Below are 23977 nucleotides of genomic sequence, written 5' to 3'. Positions count from 1 at the left end.
AGTCGATGAAGACGGCATCATCACTATCTCCGACGAGCAGCTTCTAGCGAATAGCTCTGATGTGGAAGGTGAAGTTACGGTAGATGATGTGTCTTACTCAGGCACGGACGGTATCTTCACTGATAATGGTGACGGTACTTACAGCTTCGCGCCAAACGAGAACTTCAACGGCAACGTTTCTCTTGACGTGACCGTTGCTGATGAAGATGGCGCTACAGCAGAAACCACTGCAGGCATTGACGTCATCGCAGTCAACGATGCCCCAGTCTCAGGTGACTTGGCTTACTCAGTTGACGAAGATGGTTCGATTACGCTGACTCAAGAACAACTATTGTCTCAAGCGTCAGATGTTGATGGCGATGATCTGACAGCGGCTAATCTAAGCGCAGGCGACAATGCCACAGTGACTGCTAATGAAGATGGTTCATTCACTATCACGCCAGATGCAGACTTCAATGGCGACATTGACCTCAGCTTCGATATTTCCGATGGCACCGACACTATCGTCGCGAATGCAGATTTGACTGTGAACCCAGTGAATGATGCAGCAGTTGTGGAAGATGTGGGTTACACCATCCAAGAAGATGGCTCGTTGACCTTTACTGATGAACAGCTTCTTGCGGGTGCGTCAGATATTGATGGCGATGACTTGTCAGTAGCCGATGTCAGCTACTCTGGCACTGAAGGGGTGTTCACTGATAACGGTGATGGCACCTATACCTTTGCGCCAAATGAGAACTTCAATGGTGAAGTGGATCTAAGCTTCTCGGTAAGTGATGGTACGACCACAACAGAAGCTAACATTGATGTGACTGTAGAGTCTGTTAACGACATCCCAGTGGCCGGTTCAACGACTTACTCAGTCGATGAAGATGGCATCATCACCATCTCGGACGACCAATTGCTTGCTAACTCAAGTGATGTTGAAGGCGAGGTGAGTGTCAGTGATGTGTCTTACTCAGGCACTGACGGTATCTTCACTGATAACGGCGATGGTACTTACAGCTTCGCACCAAATGAAAACTTCAACGGAAACGTGTCGCTTGATGTGACTGTTGTGGATGAGGACGGTGCGACCGCAGAGACCACTGCAGGCATTGACGTTATTGCAGTCAACGATGCGCCAGTCTCAGGTGATCTAGCATACTCCGTTGACGAAGACGGTTCGATTACTCTGACTCAAGAGCAGTTGCTGTCTCAAGCTAACGATGTAGATGGCGATGATCTGACAGCTGCTAACCTAAGCGCAGGTGACAATGCTACGGTAACGGCCAACGAAGACGGTTCATTCACCATCACACCAGACGCAGACTTCAATGGCGACATTGACCTCAGCTTCGATATCTCTGATGGCACCGACACCATCGTGGCCAACGCAGACCTGACTGTAAACCCTGTCAACGATGCAGCAGTTGTGGAAGATGTGGGTTACACCATCCAAGAAGATGGCTCGTTGACCTTTACTGATGAGCAACTTCTAGCAGGTGCATCCGATATTGATGGTGACGACCTATCAGTTGCTGATGTTAGCTACTCAGGCACAGAAGGTGTGTTCACCGACAATGGTGATGGCACTTATACCTTTGCGCCAAACGAGAACTTTAATGGTGACGTAGACCTAAGCTTCTCAGTAAGCGATGGTACGACCACCACAGAAGCTAATATTGATGTGACGGTTGAGTCGGTCAACGACATTCCTGTTGCCGGTTCTACCACATACTCAGTCGATGAAGACGGTATCATCACTATCTCTGATGAGCAGCTTCTTGCAAACAGCTCAGATGTGGAAGATGAAGTCGCGGTTGAGGATGTGACTTATTCAGGCACGGACGGTATCTTCACTGACAACGGTGATGGAACTTACAGCTTTGCGCCAAACGAAAACTTCAACGGTAACGTATCGCTTGATGTAACGGTTGTAGATGAAGACGGTGCAACGGCAGAGACCACTGCAGGCATTGATGTCATTGCAGTCAACGATGCGCCAGTTTCAGGTGACTTGGCTTACTCAGTTGACGAAGATGGTTCGATTACTCTGACTCAAGAGCAATTACTATCACAAGCATCGGATGTGGAAGGTGATGACCTCACGGCCGCTAACGTGTCAGCAGGTGACAATGCTACAGTGACCGCCAACGAAGATGGCTCATTCACTATCACGCCAGATGCGGACTTCAATGGCGACATTGACCTCAGCTTCGACATCTCTGATGGTACCGACACCATCGTGGCCAATGCTGATCTCACTGTGAATCCAGTGAATGATGCAGCAGTAGTAGAAGATGTGGGTTACACCATCCAAGAAGATGGATCGTTGACCTTTACTGACGAACAACTTCTTGCAGGTGCATCGGATATTGATGGCGACGAGCTATCTGTTGCGGATGTTAGCTACTCAGGTACAGAAGGTGTGTTCACCGATAATGGTGATGGTACCTATACCTTCGCACCGAACGAGAACTTTAATGGAGAAGTCGACTTAAGCTTCTCAGTAAGTGATGGCACGACCACCACAGAAGCCAATATTGATGTCACTGTAGAGTCTGTTAATGATATTCCAGTGGCCGGCTCAACCACATACTCAGTCGATGAAGATGGCATCATCACCATCTCTGACGACCAATTGCTTACTAACTCAAGTGATGTCGAAGGCGAGGTGAGTGTCAGTGATGTGTCTTACTCAGGCACGGACGGTATCTTCACTGACAATGGTGATGGTACTTACAGCTTCGCACCAAATGAAAACTTCAACGGCAATGTATCGCTTGATGTGACGGTTGTTGATGAAGACGGTGCAACGGCAGAGACTACGGCAGGCATTGACGTCATCGCAGTCAACGATGCCCCAGTCTCAGGTGATTTAGCTTACTCAGTCGACGAAGATGGTTCAATTACACTGACTCAAGAGCAGTTGCTATCACAAGCTTCAGACGTAGAAGGTGATGACCTCACAGCAGCCAACCTAAGTGCGGGCGATAACGCCACCGTTACTGCCAATGAAGATGGTTCTTTCACCATCACACCAGATGCAGACTTCAATGGTGACATTGACCTAAGCTTCGACATCTCAGATGGTACCGACACCATCATCGCGAATGCAGACCTCACTGTTAATCCTGTAAATGACGCAGCAGTAGTAGAAGATGTGGGCTACACCATTCAAGAAGACGGCTCATTGACCTTCACTGATGAGCAGCTTCTTGCTGGCGCCTCTGACATTGACGGGGATGACCTGTCAGTCGCTGACGTGAGCTACTCAGGCACGGAAGGGGTGTTCACTGATAACGGTGATGGCACCTATACCTTCGCTCCAAATGAGAACTTCAATGGTGAAGTGGATCTAAGCTTCTCTGTAAGTGATGGTACCACCACCACAGAAGCCAACATTGATGTGACCGTTGAGTCGGTCAACGATATCCCTGTTGCTGGCTCAACAACATACTCCGTCAATGAAGACGGCATCATCACTATCTCTGACGACCAATTGCTTGCTAACTCAAGTGATGTGGAAGGCGAGGTGAGTGTCAGCGATGTGTCTTACTCGGGTACAGACGGCATCTTTACCGATAACGGTGATGGAACCTACAGCTTCGCTCCGAACGAAAACTTCAACGGTAACGTATCTCTAGATGTGACTGTCGCTGACGAAGATGGTGCAACAGCAGAGACCACCGCTGGTATTGATGTTATCGCGGTTAACGATGCACCGGTTTCAGGTGACCTGGCTTACTCAGTTGATGAAGATGGCTCGATTACTCTGACTCAAGAGCAATTGTTATCGCAAGCGAGTGATGCGGACGGCGATGATCTCACTGCGGCTAACCTAAGCGCGGGTGATAACGCCACAGTCACTGCCAACGAAGACGGCTCATTCACCATTACGCCTGACGCGGACTTCAATGGCGACATTGACCTCAGCTTCGACATCTCTGATGGCACCGATACCATCGTCGCCAATGCAGACCTTACTGTAAATCCAGTGAATGACGCCGCGGTTGTGGAAGATGTTGGTTACACCATCCAAGAAGACGGTTCGTTGACCTTTACTGACGAACAACTTCTTGCAGGTGCATCGGATATTGATGGCGACGAACTATCTGTTGCGGATGTTAGCTACTCAGGTACAGAAGGTGTGTTCACCGATAATGGTGATGGTACGTATACCTTCGCTCCAAACGAGAACTTCAACGGTGGAGTCGACTTAAGCTTCTCAGTAAGCGACGGTACAACCACCACAGAAGCTAACATTGATGTGACGGTTGAGTCGGTTAACGACATTCCTGTTGCGGGTTCTACTACTTACTCAGTGAATGAAGACGGTATTATTACCATCTCTGACGAGCAACTTCTAGCGAACAGCTCGGATGTAGAAGGTGAAGTCGCTGTTGATGATGTGTCTTACTCAGGTACAGACGGTATCTTCACTGATAACGGCGATGGTACTTACAGCTTCGCACCAAATGAAAACTTCAACGGCAATGTATCGCTTGATGTGACGGTTGTTGATGAAGACGGTGCAACGGCAGAAACTACGGCAGGCATTGACGTTATTGCTGTGAACGATGCGCCAGTCTCAGGTGATCTAGCATACTCCGTTGACGAAGACGGTTCGATTACTCTGACTCAAGAGCAGTTGCTGTCTCAAGCTAACGATGTAGATGGCGATGATCTGACACCTGCTAACCTAAGCGCAGGTGACAATGCTACGGTAACGGCCAACGAAGACGGTTCATTCACCATCACACCAGACGCAGACTTCAATGGCGACATTGACCTCAGCTTCGATATCTCTGATGGCACCGACACCATCGTGGCCAACGCAGACCTGACTGTAAACCCTGTCAACGATGCAGCAGTTGTGGAAGATGTGGGTTACACCATCCAAGAAGATGGTTCATTAACCTTCACTGATGAGCAGCTTCTTGCGGGTGCGTCTGATATTGATGGTGACGACCTATCGGTAGCGAATGTCAGCTACTCAGGCACAGAAGGTGTGTTCACCGACAATGGTGACGGCACTTATACCTTTGCGCCAAACGAGAACTTCAATGGTGAAGTTGATTTGAGCTTCTCAGTAAGCGACGGTACGACCACCACAGAAGCCAATATTGATGTCACTGTAGAGTCTGTTAATGATATTCCAGTGGCCGGCTCAACCACATACTCAGTCGATGAAGATGGCATCATCACCATCTCTGACGACCAATTGCTTACTAACTCAAGTGATGTCGAAGGCGAGGTGAGTGTCAGTGATGTGTCTTACTCAGGCACGGACGGTATCTTCACTGACAATGGTGATGGTACTTACAGCTTCGCACCAAATGAAAACTTCAACGGCAATGTATCGCTTGATGTGACGGTTGTTGATGAAGACGGTGCAACGGCAGAGACTACGGCAGGCATTGACGTTATTGCTGTGAACGATGCGCCTGTCTCAGGTGATCTAGCATACTCCGTTGACGAAGACGGTTCGATTACTCTGACTCAAGAGCAGTTGCTGTCTCAAGCTAACGATGTAGATGGCGATGATCTGACAGCTGCTAACCTAAGCGCAGGTGACAATGCTACGGTAACGGCCAACGAAGACGGTTCATTCACCATCACACCAGACGCAGACTTCAATGGCGACATTGACCTCAGCTTCGATATCTCTGATGGCACCGACACCATCGTGGCCAATGCGGACCTCACTGTGAATCCAGTGAATGACGCAGCAGTTGTGGAAGATGTGGGTTACACCATCCAAGAAGACGGTTCGTTGACCTTTACTGACGAACAGCTTCTAGCGGGTGCGTCAGATATTGATGGCGATGACTTGTCAGTCGCAGAAGTCAGCTACTCAGGCACCGAGGGTGTGTTCACCGATAACGGTGACGGCACTTATACCTTTGCACCAAACGAGAACTTCAATGGTGAAGTTGATTTGAGCTTCTCAGTAAGCGACGGTACAACCACCACAGAAGCCAACATTGATGTGACTGTTGAGTCTGTTAATGACATTCCGGTAGCAGGCTCTACCACATACTCAGTCGATGAAGATGGCATCATCACCATCTCTGACGACCAATTGCTTGCTAACTCAAGTGATGTCGAAGGCGAGGTGAGTGTCAGTGATGTGTCTTACTCAGGCACGGACGGTATCTTCACTGACAATGGTGATGGTACTTACAGCTTCGCACCAAATGAAAACTTCAACGGCAATGTATCGCTTGATGTGACGGTTGTTGATGAAGACGGTGCAACGGCAGAGACTACGGCAGGCATTGACGTTATTGCTGTGAACGATGCGCCAGTCTCAGGTGATCTAGCATACTCCGTTGACGAAGACGGTTCGATTACTCTGACTCAAGAGCAGTTGCTGTCTCAAGCTAACGATGTAGATGGCGATGATCTCACAGCGGCTAACCTAAGCGCAGGTGACAATGCTACGGTAACGGCCAACGAAGACGGTTCATTCACCATCACACCAGATGCGGACTTCAATGGTGACATTGACTTAAGCTTCGATATCTCTGACGGTACCGACACCATCGTAGCTAAAGCAGATTTGACTGTGAACCCAGTGAATGATGCAGCAGTTGTGGAAGATGTGGGTTACACCATCCAAGAAGATGGCTCGTTGACCTTTACTGATGAACAGCTTCTTGCGGGTGCGTCAGATATTGATGGCGATGACTTGTCAGTAGCCGATGTCAGCTACTCTGGCACTGAAGGTGTGTTCACTGATAACGGTGATGGCACCTATACCTTTGCGCCAAATGAGAACTTCAATGGTGAAGTGGATCTAAGCTTCTCTGTAAGTGATGGTACGACCACAACAGAAGCTAACATTGATGTGACTGTAGAGTCTGTTAACGACATCCCAGTGGCCGGTTCAACGACTTACTCAGTCGATGAAGATGGCATCATCACCATCTCGGACGATCAGCTTCTAGCGAACAGCTCTGATGTTGAAGGTGACGTTGCGGTAGATGATGTGTCTTACTCGGGCACGGATGGTATCTTCACTGACAATGGTGACGGCACATACAGTTTTGCGCCAAACGAAAACTTCAACGGTAATGTCTCTCTTGATGTGACGGTTGTTGATGAAGATGGTGCGACCGCAGAAACCACCGCGGGCATTGATGTCATTGCAGTCAACGATGCGCCAGTCTCTGGTGATTTAGCTTACTCAGTTGACGAAGACGGTTCGATTACTCTGACTCAAGAGCAGTTGCTATCACAAGCTTCAGACGTAGAAGGTGATGACCTCACAGCAGCCAACCTAAGTGCGGGCGATAACGCCACCGTTACTGCCAATGAAGATGGTTCTTTCACCATCACACCAGACGCAGACTTCAATGGTGACATTGACCTAAGCTTCGACATCTCTGACGGTACCGACACCATCATCGCGAATGCAGACCTCACTGTTAATCCTGTAAATGACGCTGCGGTAGTAGAAGATGTGGGCTACACCATTCAAGAAGACGGCTCATTGACCTTTACGGATGAGCAGCTTCTAGCAGGCGCGTCAGATATTGATGGCGATGACCTATCAGTAGCAGATGTTAGCTACTCAGGCACCGAAGGTGTGTTCACTGATAACGGTGACGGCACTTATACCTTTGCACCAAACGAAAACTTCAATGGTGAAGTGGACTTGAGCTTCTCAGTGAGTGACGGTACGACCACGACTGAAGCTAACATTGATGTGACTGTTGAGTCTGTTAATGACATTCCGGTTGCGGGTTCAACCACATACTCAGTGGATGAAGATGGCATAATCACTATTTCTGACGACCAATTACTTGCTAATTCAGGTGACCTGGAGGGCGAGGTAAGTGTAAGCGATGTGTCTTACTCAGGTACAGACGGTATCTTCACTGACAACGGCGATGGAACCTACAACTTTGCTCCAAACGAAAACTTCAACGGTAACGTATCTCTAGATGTGACTGTCGCTGACGAAGATGGTGCAACAGCAGAGACCACCGCTGGTATTGATGTTATCGCGGTTAACGATGCACCGGTTTCAGGTGACCTGGCTTACTCAGTTGACGAAGATGGTTCGATTACTCTGACTCAAGAGCAACTGCTATCGCAAGCAAGTGATGTAGATGGCGATGATCTCACAGCTTCTAACCTAAGCGCAGGCGATAATGCCACGGTAATTGCTAATGAAGATGGTTCATTCACCATCACACCGGATGCGGACTTCAATGGAGCAATTGACTTAACCTTTGATATCTCAGATGGTGTCGAAACTATAGCAGCGAATGTTGATTTGACTGTTGACCCTGTCAATGATGCAGCGGTTGTCGAAGATATCGGCTACACCATTCAAGAAGACGGCTCATTGACCTTTACGGATGAGCAGCTTCTAGCAGGCGCGTCAGATATTGATGGCGATGACCTATCAGTAGCAGATGTTAGCTACTCAGGCACCGAAGGTGTGTTCTCCGATAACGGCGATGGTACTTATACCTTCGCACCTAATGAAAACTTCAATGGTGAAGTCGACCTAAGCTTCTCAGTGAGTGACGGCACGACCACGACTGAAGCTAACATTGATGTGACGGTTGAGTCTGTCAATGACATTCCTGTTGCGGGCGCAACCACATATTCAGTGAATGAAGATGGCATCATCACCATCTCTGACGAACAATTGCTTGCTAACTCGAGTGATGTCGAAGGAGAGGTAAGTGTCAGTGATGTGTCTTACTCAGGCACGAATGGTATCTTCACTGATAACGGCGATGGTACTTACAGCTTCGCGCCAAACGAGAACTTCAACGGCAACGTTTCTCTTGACGTGACCGTTGCTGATGAAGATGGCGCTACAGCAGAAACCACTGCAGGCATTGACGTCATCGCAGTCAACGATGCGCCAGTCTCAGGTGACTTAGCTTACTCAGTTGACGAAGATGGTTCAATTACGCTGACTCAAGAGCAATTACTATCACAAGCATCGGATGTGGAAGGTGATGACCTGACTGCGGCTAACCTAAACGCTGGCGAAAACGCGACAGTTACAGCCAACGAAGATGGCTCATTCACCATCACACCAGACGCAGACTTCAATGGTGACATTGACCTTAGCTTCGACATCTCTGATGGCACCGACACCATCGTGGCCAATGCAGACCTCACTGTAAACCCAGTGAATGATGCAGCAGTCGTGGAAGATGTGGGTTACACCATCCAAGAAGACGGTTCGTTAACCTTTACTGACGAACAGCTTCTCGCTGGTGCATCAGATATTGACGGGGACGACCTATCAGTCGCCGACGTGAGCTACTCAGGTACAGAAGGCGTGTTCACCGACAACGGTGATGGTACTTATACCTTCGCTCCAAACGAGAACTTCAACGGTGAAGTAGACCTAAGCTTCTCAGTGAGCGATGGCACGACTACCACAGAAGCCAATATTGATGTGACGGTTGAGTCGGTCAACGACATTCCAGTTGCAGGCTCAACCACATACTCTGTCGATGAAGATGGCATCATCACTATCTCGGATGAGCAACTTCTAGCGAACAGCTCGGATGTGGAAGGTGAAGTAGCGGTTGAGGACGTGTCTTACTCAGGTACAGACGGTATCTTTACTGATAATGGCGATGGTACCTACAGCTTCGCACCAAACGAAAACTTCAACGGAAACGTGTCGCTTGATGTGACCGTTGCTGATGAAGATGGCGCTACAGCAGAAACCACAGCAGGCATTGACGTCATCGCAGTCAATGATGCACCAGTTACTGGTGATTTGGCTTACTCAGTCGATGAAGATGGTTCAATTACTCTGACTCAAGAACAGTTATTGTCACAAGCTAGTGATGTTGAAGGCGATGGTCTTACAGCTGCGAACTTGTCAGCCGGCGATAACGCCACTGTGACTGCCAACGAAGATGGGTCATTCACTATCACGCCAGATGCGGACTTCAATGGCGACATCGACCTAAGCTTCGATATCTCTGATGGTACCGACACCATCGTGGCCAATGCTGATCTCACTGTGAATCCAGTGAATGATGCAGCAGTAGTAGAAGATGTGGGTTACACCATCCAAGAAGATGGATCGTTGACCTTTACTAACGAACAACTTCTTGCAGGTGCATCGGATATTGATGGCGACGACCTATCAGTTGCCGACGTGAGCTACTCAGGTACAGAAGGCGTGTTCACCGACAACGGTGATGGTACTTATACCTTCGCTCCAAACGAGAACTTCAACGGTGAAGTAGACCTAAGCTTCTCAGTGAGCGATGGCACGACTACCACAGAAGCCAACATTGATGTGACGGTTGAGTCTGTTAATGACATTCCAGTGGCAGGCTCAACCACATACTCTGTCGATGAAGATGGCATCATCACTATCTCGGATGAGCAACTTCTAGCGAACAGCTCGGATGTGGAAGGTGAAGTAGCGGTTGAGGACGTGTCTTACTCAGGTACAGACGGTATCTTTACTGATAACGGCGATGGTACCTACAGCTTCGCACCAAACGAGAACTTTAACGGCAATGTATCGCTAGATGTCACTGTTGTCGATGAAGACGGTGCAACGGCAGAGACCACAGCAGGCATTGACGTTATTGCAGTCAATGACGCACCGGTTTCAGGTGATTTGGCTTACTCGGTCGACGAAGACGGCTCTATCACGCTGACCCAAGAACAATTGCTATCGCAAGCGAGTGATGTGGACGGTGATGATCTAACTGCTGCTAACCTAAGCGCAGGCGATAACGCAACAGTAACGGCCAACGAAGACGGCTCATTCACCATTACTCCAGATGCGGACTTCAATGGTGACATTGACCTCAGCTTCGACATCTCAGATGGCACCGACACTATCGTCGCGAACGCTGACCTCACTGTGAACCCAGTGAATGATGCAGCAGTTGTGGAAGATGTAGGTTACACCATCCAAGAAGATGGATCACTAACCTTCACTGATGAGCAGCTTCTAGCGGGTGCATCTGATATTGATGGCGATGACTTGTCAGTAGCAGATGTCAGCTACTCAGGTACAGAAGGTGTGTTCACCGACAACGGTGACGGTACGTATACCTTTGCACCAAATGAGAACTTCAATGGTGACGTCGACCTAAGCTTCTCAGTGAGCGACGGTACAACGACCACTGAAGCCAACATTGATGTGACCGTTGAGTCTGTCAATGACATTCCAGTGGCCGGTTCAACGACTTACTCAGTTGATGAAGACGGTATTATCACTATCTCTGACGAGCAGCTTCTTGCGAACAGTTCTGATGTAGAGGGTGAAGTCGCCGTTGATGATGTGTCTTATTCAGGCACGGACGGTATCTTCACTGACAACGGTGACGGTACTTACAGCTTCGCACCAAATGAAAACTTCAACGGCAACGTATCGCTAAATGTCACTGTTGTCGATGAAGACGGTGCAACCGCGGACACCACTGCGGGCATTAACGTAATCGCTGTAAACGATGCACCTGTCGCTGGAACCGTCGCATACTCGGTTGATGAAGACGGCTCTATCACGCTAAATCAAGACCAACTACTTGCTCAGGCGTCAGATGTTGAGGGAGACGCGTTGACTGCGTCTAACTTAAGCGTCGGCGGAGATGCCACCGTCGTCGATAACGGTGATGGAACCTTTACCATTACGCCAGATGCCAACTTCAATGGCGAAATTGATCTCAACTTCGATATCTCGGACGGCACAGACACCATTGTTGCGTCCGGTGGTTTGACCGTTAACCCGGTCAATGATGCTCCGGAAGTATCTGGCATAGAAGCTCAAGTGGATGAAGACAACAGTATCACCATCACTCAAGAGCAGTTATTGGCGAATGCTTCGGATGTGGACGGCGACGATCTCGTTGCGAGTGATTTACAATTGTTCGGTACTGAGGCTGAAATAGTTCAGAATGAAGATGGTTCATTCACTATCACTCCAGAAGAAAACTTCAATGGCGAGTTAGACTTCACTTATACCGTTTCTGATGGTGAAGAGAATGTTGTTACGACCCTGGATCTTACGGTCAATCCAGTAAATGATGCGCCTGATGCGGGCGATGAAATCTACATTCAAGCGGAAGAAGACCAAACTGTTGGCGTAAGTATGCGCGAAGAGCCAGCGATTCGTCTCGACCAACAACCTGAATTCGGTATTGTTCAAGCAAACATTGAAGATGAGTGGGTTACTCTCGAAGTTGGGCAAGAAGTTTCTCCAGATACTGAGATTCGCTTTGTTCCAGATGAAACCGCAGTAGCAGATTCTACCTCAACAACGCAACTTGGTACCTTTGATGACAACGCCAAAGTCAGCGACTGGGGTGATGAAGTCGACTCCCATACTCGCCAATTTACCGATGGTGACTTGACCATTACCACACAAAGTACCGACGGACCGCTTGGCGCCTGGAACGGTAACACCCATATCGGTCACGGTATTGGGGATACTGACAGACAAGGCCTAAGTGGTGATGAACAACTTGTCGTCACGGTAGAAGGTCAGGACATCAACGAAATCAGTTTCAATCTAGATGGTCTAGGTGGCTGGTTTATGGAAGAGTCTAGACACTTCACAGAGGTTGAGATCCGAGCGTTTGATGCGGATGGAAATCTCATAGATTCAGAAACTTACCACAAAGATGATCGTAATAGCTATGAGCACGAATATACGCTAACGACTGATGAACCTGTGGCTCGTTTCGAACTCGGTACTATTCAAGGTAACGGTACTTACGTCGTTCAAAACATGTCTGTTTCTCAGACTCTACCTGACGATGTGGTATTTACATCTATCGGAATTGACGGGACAGAAGTTACCGAAACCATTAGTCTGAATGTTCGTGAAGGCGATCAAGAGATCGATCTAACAGCTGACTTACCAGCCGTAACCACGACAGAAGAGGGAGCAGATGGCTTTGCTTCTATCGTCATTACCGAAGAGCAGTTATTGGCACAAGCCAGCGATATAGACAGTGACGAACTTGATATCATCAACTTAGCCCTCGAAGATGACAATGCAACCTTAACCGACAACGGTGATGGCACTTGGACAGTTACACCAAACGAGAATTTCTCTGGTGATATTGACCTAACGTATCAAGTCACCGACGGCGAGTTGGTTGACGACAATACTATCCACATCAACTTCGCAGAAGTAAATGATGCACCAGTGGTATCTGGTCCAGTTATCTTGAGTACCGAAGAAGACAACTCCATCACCTTTACCGATGAAGATCTGCTTGCGAATGCTTCAGATATCGAGGGTGACGAGCTAAGCATCTACAACGTCAGTTACAACGGGGACAATGGTGAGTTAACCGATAACGGAGATGGTACTTACACATTCGTTCCAAATGAAAACTTCAATGGAGATGTGGACCTCAGCTTCGGTGTGAGTGATGGCGAAGACGTCACTATGAACCAAATTGATTTAGCAGTGATTCCTGTGAACGATGTTCCTGTTCCTGGCGCTCCGCTCAATTTGGATATGCTCAATGATGGCACCATCACAATTAGTACATCGAGCTTGTTGAGTGGAGCGACTGATGTAGATGGAGACATTCTACATGTTGAAAACCTTGTCCTAACTAATCAATTGGACGGTACACTGGTTGATAATGGCGACAATACCTTCAGCTTCACACCATCTGAAGGCTTTACAGGCAATGTTTCGTTATCGTTTGATATCAGTGATGGACAAGCCACGGCGCCAAGTTCACTAAACATTGATGTCGTTGACTCCAACGTTGGTCCAGAAGTAACAGGACCACTATCTGCTACGGTAGAGGAAGATGGCACCATCACTATCACTCAAGAAGAGTTGCTTGCTAACGCGAGTGACCTTGATGGCGATGATCTCACCGCAGTTAACCTAAGCACGAACGATGAGAACGCTACCATTGTTCAAAATGAGGATGGTAGTTTCACTATCACCCCAAGTGAAGACTTCTATGGCGATATCGACTTCACCTATGATGTTACCGACGGAATCGCTACAGTAGGGACCGAGTTAGACTTAACCGTAACGCCAGTCAACGATGCACCTGATGTCCCCGACTTATCATTCAATGTCTTGGAAGACGAATCGATTATTGTCACAGCAGAAGAGTTGCTTGCCCAAGCAACTGACGTTGAGGGTGATGACTTAACGGTCGTCAACGTTAACTCTGATGATCCAAACGTATCGGTAACTGATAATGGTGATGGTACTTATACCTTAACGCCAGCACCGGATTATAGTGGCAGTGCAGGTCTTACGTTTGATGTTAGTGATGGTACCGATACGGTTACCGCTGACATCGCGTTAAAAGTTCAATTTGTGAATGATGCACCTGAAGCTGAGCCAGTCGTCGCGGAAATGGATGAAGATGGCGTTATCTTGGTGACACAAGATATGCTACTTGAAAATGCGACTGACAGAGACGGTGACTTCTTAGTTGCAGAAAACCTTGAGACTAACGACCCGAACGCAACGATCGTCAATAACGGTGATGGTACGTTCAGTGTTACGCCGTCACAAGATTTCAATGGTGATATCTTATTTAGCTACAACGTCTCTGACGGTGAGCTAGATACAACCAGCGAGCTTACACTGACGGTTAATCCAGTCAATGACGCACCAGACGTTGCGCCGCTTAACGTTGAAATTCAGGAAGACAATACATTTGTCTTCACTGAAGAGCAGCTTCTTGCCCAAGCGACAGACGTCGAAGGCGGCGAGTTGAGTATAACTGATGTGAGTTACAGCGGTGATGAAGGATCTCTCGTCGATAATGGAGATGGCACATACACCTTTACGCCGGAAGAGCACTTTAGCGGTAATCTAGATATCGGCTTTACCGTATCAGATGGTGAAGCTGAAGTTGCCCAAACTATCGGTATGAATGTCGAAGCTGTTGCCGATGCACCAGACTTGGAGGTGACCACTGGTGATGGTGACGCCGTCACAGATGAGGCCATTGTTGTTGAACCAGGTAGCACCACCGAACTAAATATCGGTGCAGCGCTTGTAGACCAAGACTTGTCTGAGACACTAACGTTGGAAGTGGGCGGCTTACCAGAAGGTACTGTGATTCGCTATGACAACGAAGGCGTACTTGTCGAACAGTCTGGCGGTATCACCAGTTATGAAACAACCGATGTGACCGTAACTTTCCAAGGTGAAGGTGCTGGCTTCCAGAATACAGCGGGTTATTACACTGTCGATGAAAACGGCAATATTACCGATGTAAACATTGGGTTTGAGAACGCATCCCAAGTTGGTTCCGGTGGCGACTTGATTCCTGGCCAATCGTCAATCACGTTTGAAGTGGAAGAAGGCGAAAGCTTCAACCTGTTCGTTATTCCGAATGGCTTCAATCGCAATGACTTCGACTCAATGCAAGATGGTACCTTTATTTTCCGCGATGCGGACGGCGATCCAGCCACCATTGATTCTGTTGACCCTCAGTTGGTTCATATTGACCCTGATGGCAACGAGACCGTTATCCAAAGTCAATTTGGAGACTCGGTGTTCCACGGTGGTACTAATACCAACCTGAACCAAGATGGCGTTGAACATACGAGAACAACGTTAAATGATGATGGCGAGATTGTTTATGGTATCGAAGATCTCTATGGAGGTGGTGATCGTGACTATGATGACTTCACCTTTACCGTAGACGTCGGTGAAACCAACAGCCAAATCTTGCAAGGTGAGATCGTTATTGGTGAAGACGGTACAGCCGTGCTTCCAACGCTGGTCATCGATCAAAACATCGAAATTACCTTCCCAGAAGACTATACAGGCTCCACTGCGCTAGAAATCAAAGCGACCGCAACAGAGCTTTCTAACGACGATGAAGCAAGTACGATTCAAGTCATTAACTTTGAGGTTGACCATGCGCCTGAATCAGACTCAGTCTCTGCACAAGTCGACGAAGACGGTTCAATCACCATTACTCAAGAGCAGCTACTGGCAAACGCCACCGACCTCGATGGCGATGCTTTAACTGCGCTTAACTTGAGCACGGAAGATGAAAACGTCACTGTTGTGGATAATGGCGATGGTACCTTTACTATTACGCCAGACGCAGACTTCAACGGTGATGTAAACCTTAGCTTCGATGTCAGCGATGGCGACCAAATCATATCGACAAATCTAGACTTAACCGTTAACCCTGTTAACGACGCTGCAGTGGTTGAAGATGTCGGTTATACCATTCAAGAAGATGGTTCATTGACCTTTACTGATGAGCAGCTATTAGCGGGCGCTTCAGACATTGATGGCGATGACTTGTCTGTCGCCGATGTGAGTTACTCCGGCACGGAAGGCGTGTTTACCGATAATGGTGACGGCACTTATACATTCGCGCCAAATGAGAACTTCAATGGTGAAGTGGATTTGAGCTTCTCAGTAAGCGATGGAACCACCACGACTGAAGCGAACGTCGATGTTACCGTAGAGTCTGTCAATGATATTCCAGTTGCAGGTTCAACTACGTACTCGGTTGATGAAGATGGCATCATCACGATCTCCGATGATCAACTTCTTGCGAACAGCTCAGATGTTGAAGGTGAGGTCGCGGTTGACGATGTCTCTTATTCAGGCACAGACGGTATCTTCACTGATAACGGTGATGGCACCTACAGCTTCGCACCAAATGAGAACTTCAACGGTAATGTATCTCTTGATGTAACCGTAGTAGATGAAGATGGTGCAACGGCCGAAACAACAGCTGGCATCGACGTCATCGCTGTTAATGATGCGCCAGTCTCTGGTGATTTGGCATATAGCATTAATGAAGATGGGTCGATTACGCTTACTCAAGAGCAGCTATTGTCTCAAGCTAGTGACGTTGAAGGTGATGATCTCACTGCTTTAGATGTGACCGCAGCAAGCAATGCTACCGTCGTCGCTAATGATGATGGTTCGTTCACTATCACACCTGAAGCGGATTTCTATGGTGATATCGACCTAACGTTCTCTGTCACCGATGGTACAGATTCAACGGTCGCTAATATCGACTTGACTGTTAATCCAGTTAACGATGCAGCGGCGATTGTTGAAGACGTAGCTTATACCATGGAAGAGGATGGCTCGCTCACCTTCACCGATGAACAGTTGTTGGCCAATGCTACCGATATCGATGGTGATGACCTCAGCGTTGAATCCGTCACATACAATGGCTCAGAAGGGGTATTTACAGATAACGGTGATGGTACTTATACCTTTGCTCCAAACGAAAACTTCAATGGTGAAGTCGACCTCTTGTTCGAAGTATCTGATGGCACGGAAATCACCCCTGCGAATATCGATATCACAGTAACTGAAGTCAATGACTTACCAGTCGCTGGTTCAACGACTTATAGTGTTGACGAAGATAATATTCTTACGTTCACTAACGAGCAGTTGCTCGCCAACAGCTCGGATGTCGAAGGTGACGTCGCTGTCTCAGATGTTTCGTACTCAGGAACAGACGGTATCTTTACCGACAATGGCGATGGCACATACAGTTTCGCGCCAAACGAAAACTTCAATGGTGAGGTATCGATTGATGTCACAGTTGTCGATGAACAAGGTGCGACAACAGAGACAACTGCAGGCGTAGAAGTCATAGCAGTTAATGATGCTCCAGTCTCTGGTAATTTGGCGTACAGCGTCGACGAAGATGGTTCTATCACACTGACTCAAGAGCAACTGCTGTCTCAAGCTTCAGATGTAGACGGCGATGATTTAACCGCTGCCAATCTGTCAGCAGGCGATAACGCTACAGTTACCGCTAATGAAGATGGCTCATTCACCATAACACCAGATGCGGATTTTAATGGCGACATTGATTTAAGCTTCGATATCTCCGATGGTACCGACACCATTGTTACGAACGCTGACCTCACTGTGAATCCAGCGAATGACGCAGCGGTTGTGGAAGATGTTGGCTACACCATCCAAGAAGATGGCTCATTAACGTTTACTGATGAGCAACTTCTAGCGGGTGCATCTGACATTGATGGCGACGATTTGTCTGTCGCTGATGTCAGCTACTCTGGCACAGAAGGTGTGTTCACTGACAACGGTGATGGCACCTATACCTTCGCACCAAACGAGAACTTCAATGGTGAAGTTGATTTAAGCTTCTCTGTCAGTGATGGCACAACCACCACTGAAGCGAATATTGATGTGACGGTTGAGTCGGTCAATGACATTCCTGTTGCTGGCTCTACCACATACTCAGTCGATGAAGATGGCATTATTACCATCTCAGACGAACAGCTTCTCGCCAACAGCTCTGACATTGAGGGCGAAGTGGCCATTGATGATGTGTCGTACTCTGGCACTGACGGTATCTTCACGGACAACGGCGACGGCACTTACAGCTTCGCACCAAATGAAAACTTCAATGGCAATGTATCCCTTAATGTAACCGTTGTTGATGAAGATGGTGCAACCGCCGATACCACTGCGGGTATCGATGTCATTGCGGTTAATGACGCACCAGTCTCAGGTGACTTGGCTTACTCTGTTGATGAAGATGGTTCGATTACGCTGACGCAAGAGCAGTTGCTGTCTCAAGCAAGTGATGTCGAGGGTGATGACCTTACTGCAGCGAACTTGTCAGCAGGTGATAACGCGACAGTTACAGTCAACGAAGATGGCTCATTCACCATCACACCAGATGCAGACTTCAATGGCAACATTGACTTAAGCTTCGATATCTCTGACGGCACCGATACTATAGTGGCTAATGCCGACCTAACGGTTAACCCAGTGAACGACGCCGCAGTGGTGGAAGATGTTGGCTACGCCATTCAAGAAGATGGTTCACTGACGTTTACTGACGAGCAACTTCTAGCGGGCGCATCTGATATTGACGGTGATGACCTCTCTGTTGCGGATGTTACGTACACAGGCACTGATGGCGTGTTCACAGATAACGGTGACGGCACGTATACCTTTGCTCCAAACGAAAACTTCAACGGTGATGTTGATCTTAAATTCTCCGTTAGTGATGGTACAACGACAACAGAGGCCAACATTGATGTCTCAGTTGAATCTGTTAATGACATTCCAGTGGCAGGCTCTACCTCATACTCCGTGAATGAAGATGGCGTGATTACCATTTCAGATGATCAGTTGCTTGCCAATAGTTCTGATGTTGAAGGGGACGTCAGTGTCAGTGATGTGTCTTATTCTGGCACAGATGGTATCTTCACCGACAATGGTGACGGTACCTACAGCTTCGCACCAAATGAAAACTTCAACGGCAACGTTTCGCTTGATGTGACTGTTTTGGATGAGGACGGTGCGACCGCAGAGACCACTGCAGGCATTGACGTTATTGCAGTCAACGATGCACCAGTCTCGGGTGACCTAGCTTACTCCGTTGATGAAGATGGCTCTATCACGCTGACGCAAGAGCAATTGCTATTGCAAGCAAGTGATGTGGACGGCGATGATCTCACTGCGGCTAATCTAAGCGCAGGTGACAATGCAACTGTAACGGCCAACGAAGACGGCTCATTCACCATTACACCAGACGCAGACTTCAATGGCGACATCGACCTAAGCTTCGATATATCTGATGGCACCGACACCATCGTGGCCAATGCAGATCTGACGGTTAACCCAGTGAATGATGCAGCGGTCGTGGAAGATGTGGGTTACACCATTCAAGAAGATGGTTCGTTAACCTTCACGGATGAACAGCTTCTTGCTGGCGCGTCAGATATTGATGGCGACGACCTATCGGTAGCGGATGTCAGCTACTCAGGTACAGAAGGTGTGTTTACGGATAACGGTGATGGTACGTATACCTTCGCGCCAAACGAGAACTTCAATGGTGACGTAGACTTAAGCTTCTCAGTGAGCGACGGTACAACGACCACTGAAGCTAACATTGATGTGACGGTTGAGTCTGTCAACGACATTCCTGTGGCCGGTTCAACCACATACTCAGTCAATGAAGATGGCATCATCACCATCTCTGACGACCAATTGCTAGCGAACTCAAGTGATGTCGAAGGCGAGGTGAGTGTTAGTGATGTGTCGTACTCGGGTACAGACGGTATCTTTACTGACAACGGCGATGGTACTTACAGCTTTGCGCCAAACGAAAACTTTAACGGCAACGTATCGCTTGATATGACTGTTGTTGATGAAGACGGTGCAACAGCGGATACCACAGCCGGCATTGATGTTATTGCAGTTAACGATGCACCGGTCTCAGGTGACCTTGCTTACTCTGTTGACGAAGATGGTTCAATTACTCTGACTCAAGAGCAACTGCTATCGCAAGCAAGTGATGTGGACGGCGATGATCTGACTGCGGCCAATCTAAGCGCAGGTGACAACGCCACTGTAACGGCCAACGAAGACGGCTCATTTACCATAACACCAGACGCGAACTTCAATGGCGACATTGATTTAAGCTTCGACATTTCCGATGGCACCGACACCATCGTGGCCAATGCTGATCTCACTGTGAATCCAGTGAACGACGCAGCAGTCGTGGAAGATGTGGGTTACACCATTCAAGAAGATGGCTCATTGACCTTCACTGATGAGCAGCTTCTAGCGGGTGCTTCTGATATTGATGGGGACGACCTTTCAGTAGCTGATGTTAGCTACTCAGGCACCGAAGGTGTGTTTACGGATAACGGTGATGGTACGTATACCTTCGCGCCAAACGAGAACTTCAATGGTGACGTGGACTTAAGCTTCTCAGTGAGCGACGGTACAACCACCACAGAAGCTAACATTGATGTGACGGTTGAGTCTGTCAACGACATTCCAGTGGCCGGTTCTACCACATACTCAGTCAATGAAGACGGCATAATCACTATCTCTGACGACCAATTGCTTGCTAACTCAAGTGATATCGAAGGCGAGGTGAGCGTCAACGATGTGTCTTACTCAGGCACTGACGGTATCTTCACTGATAACGGTGACGGTACATACAGCTTCGCTCCAAACGAAAACTTCAACGGCAACGTATCACTTGATGTCACTGTTGCTGACGAAGATGGGGCAACGGCAGAGACCACCGCGGGTATTGATGTTATCGCTGTAAACGATGCTCCGGTATCAGGCGATTTAGCATACTCGGTCGATGAAGATGGTTCTATTACGCTGACTCAAGATCAATTGCTCGCTCAAGCAGGGGACGTCGATGGAGATGCGCTAACTGCATCGAACCTCAGCGCGGGAGACAACGCAACAGTAACGGACAATGGCGATGGTAGCTTTACTATTACGCCAGATGCCAATTTCAACGGCGATATCGACCTTAACTTTGATATCTCTGATGGAGCAGAAACGATCGTTGCAAACGCTGATCTTACGGTCAATCCGGTAAATGACGCTGCAACATCGGATCCTGTGAGTCTTGCAGGTGTAGAAGACAACGCCATCATCATTTCTCAAGAAGATTTGTTGAAGCATGCTCAAGACATTGATGGAGACGACCTAACTGCGAAAGATCTATCTATCGATGAATCGTTTGGTTCACTGGTTGATAATACTGATGGTACTTGGACATTCACACCAACGGAAAACTTCAACGGCGACGTTCCATTCAACTTTAACGTTGATGACGGTACTGAGCTGACACCTGTTCAAGGCAACATCGACATTGCTGCTGTTAACGATGAACCTCAGGCGCCTGCAATCGAAATGCAGGGAGAAGAAGACCAAGTTATGGTCATCGATCCTGAATTCATCTTGGCACAAGCAAGTGATTTAGATGGCGACGAACTCACACTTGAAAGTATCAGTGTTAAGTCGCCACAAAATGCGCAATTGCAACAGCAACCGGATGGTATGTATCACCTCGTTACTTCACAAGATTTCAACGGATTAGTTGAACTGGCTTACGAAATCACAGATGGAGAAGCGACGGCAGAAGGCTCGTTAAATGTTGATGTCATTCCAGTAAATGACGCTCCATTTGCAGATGGAAACGCCTTCTTAACGACCAATGAGGATGGGGCATTTACCTTCGATTCATCTGATATGCTCGACCTGTTTGGTGATATAGACACAGAAAACCTAGTTATTTCACGCATCATCATACCAGATGGTGAAGATGCCGGTGATCTGAATGACAACGGTGATGGTACTTGGACATTCACACCAACGGGTGATTTCGCCGGAACGTCAGGGCTTCAAGTTATCGCTTCAGATGGAGAGTTTGAAACCTCACTCGATGTTCCTGTCTTTGTTCGTCCAGTCGCGGATGGAGCCGTTATTACAACCGATCATGACGGTCCATTGGTGTTCTCTGAAGATTCAACCGGTCACTTAGGGCTTAACGTTGACCTCATTGATGATTCGGAAATGCTCAGCAACTTGGTTATGACTGGTTTCCCTGTCGGGTTTGAAGTAAGCGATGGTGAGAATACTATCATTATTACAGAGCCTGGACAAATGATCAGTATCACCAACTGGAACATAGACAATCTACAGTTAACACCACCTGAAGACTTCTCTGGAAACTTCTTCGTAACTGTTAGTGCAACCACGGTTGACTATGGTGATGAACCGTTGCCAGAACCAGCAGGTAGTGAAATTGCAGGCGACTTTGATACAACGCTAGGCGAACCAATTATCCTCACAGAAGAAGACTTAATTGGCATGGCACAAAACATCGACGCTAATGATGATGACGCTATCCAGATGGTTCACTTGGTTGATCCTAACCAAGGTTCGATGGTTGACAATGGTGACGGTACCTGGACCTTCAGCCCGGCCGATGGCTTTACAGGCGAAGTAGACTTTGCGTATGTCGTTGAACGTGATGGAATTCTTCATGATGAACAAAGCACGATTGGAGTTCACGAAAACGAAGGACAAATCTCCGATGGACCGCAGATTGAATCAATCGCTTCTGCTAATGTTGAAGAAAGTGAACCACTTAACTTCACCGATAACGATATGCTTAGCACCTTGAGCTCCGACACTGGAGAAATGAGCATTGAATCCGTTACATTGCTTGAAGGTGAAGGGCTAATTGAATCTGACGGGCAGGGTGGTTATCAATTCACCCCGGCTGAAGGATACACTGGAAGTGCTCAAATCGGCTTTGTCGCGAGTGATGGTGAGAACAGTGTCGAAAGCCACTTCAATATCAATGTTGACGAGCAAGAACCTTCAACGGTTGAAGCGTTGAGTCAAGCGGATGATGGGTCGGTTAGCATCAGTGGCGAGCAAGTGCTCTCAAGTCTTGATGTAGCGGACGATGCAAGCTTATCTGATCTTAGCTATACAGGCGATGAAGGCGCACTAGTTCCTGCAGGAGACGACCAATGGACATTCTGGCCAGACTCTGAGTTTAGCGGTGATATCCCACTGGAAGCAACAGTTCAATCTGGTGGCGAAGAGCAAACTCTAACTACAACGATGAACGTTGAGACTGCACCTGAATCGACAGAAGCAACTCCTGAGCAAGCAACGGCTGAAACAGAAACTACGCAAGAATCTGTAGAAGCATCAGCAAGCGACGATTCAGCCACACAAGATGACGAAGCCGCTGATATGACAGCTGCACCAGGCGATGATGTGAGTCTATCAATTCCTGATGAGGTTGCCTCAGCTGAAGGTGTTGAACAGGTTGAACTATCGGGTATTCCAGATGGTGCATCTGTAAGTGGAGCGCTAGATAATGGCGATGGTACTTACACGGTATCTGGTGACTTGTCACAACCGGTCACGATGTCGCTGGGTGATTCGTTTGAAGGTGAAGCACAGATCTCGTTCCAAGGCGTGGATGAACTTGATACTCCAATAGATGGCGCTTCTGCAACAACAACAATTGAAGTTGATGATCAATATGCGATGCAAGCGAGTAGCCAAACTCCAGCAGATACGTCAGGTCTACAAGATGCAGGCGGCAGCGGCGATTGGACATCTGGAGACAACACAGATACTGGTGTTGACTTTACAGATGACTCGGGAAGCTTCGGTCACGATGATCAATCATCAGGAGGCAGCCAACACGACTTTGACGATAACAACTTCTAG

At 48.0% G+C, this 23977-nt stretch carries 1 protein-coding gene (only partly in view); it reads left to right on the top strand.

Features of this window, described 5'->3' with window-relative positions:
• Positions 1 to 23977, top strand: the 3' portion of a protein-coding gene (locus tag AC6I8Y_RS08090; protein ID WP_498021385.1) for a tandem-95 repeat protein. Its footprint begins 5273 nt before the window's first position; 23977 of the gene's 29250 nt are visible here — the last part of the coding sequence; its start codon lies beyond the left edge, outside the window; its stop codon occupies positions 23975 to 23977.

It is taken from the genome of Vibrio sp. KUL78, from assembly GCF_059725505.1.
This window is presented reverse-complemented; position numbering and strand designations above follow the sequence as displayed.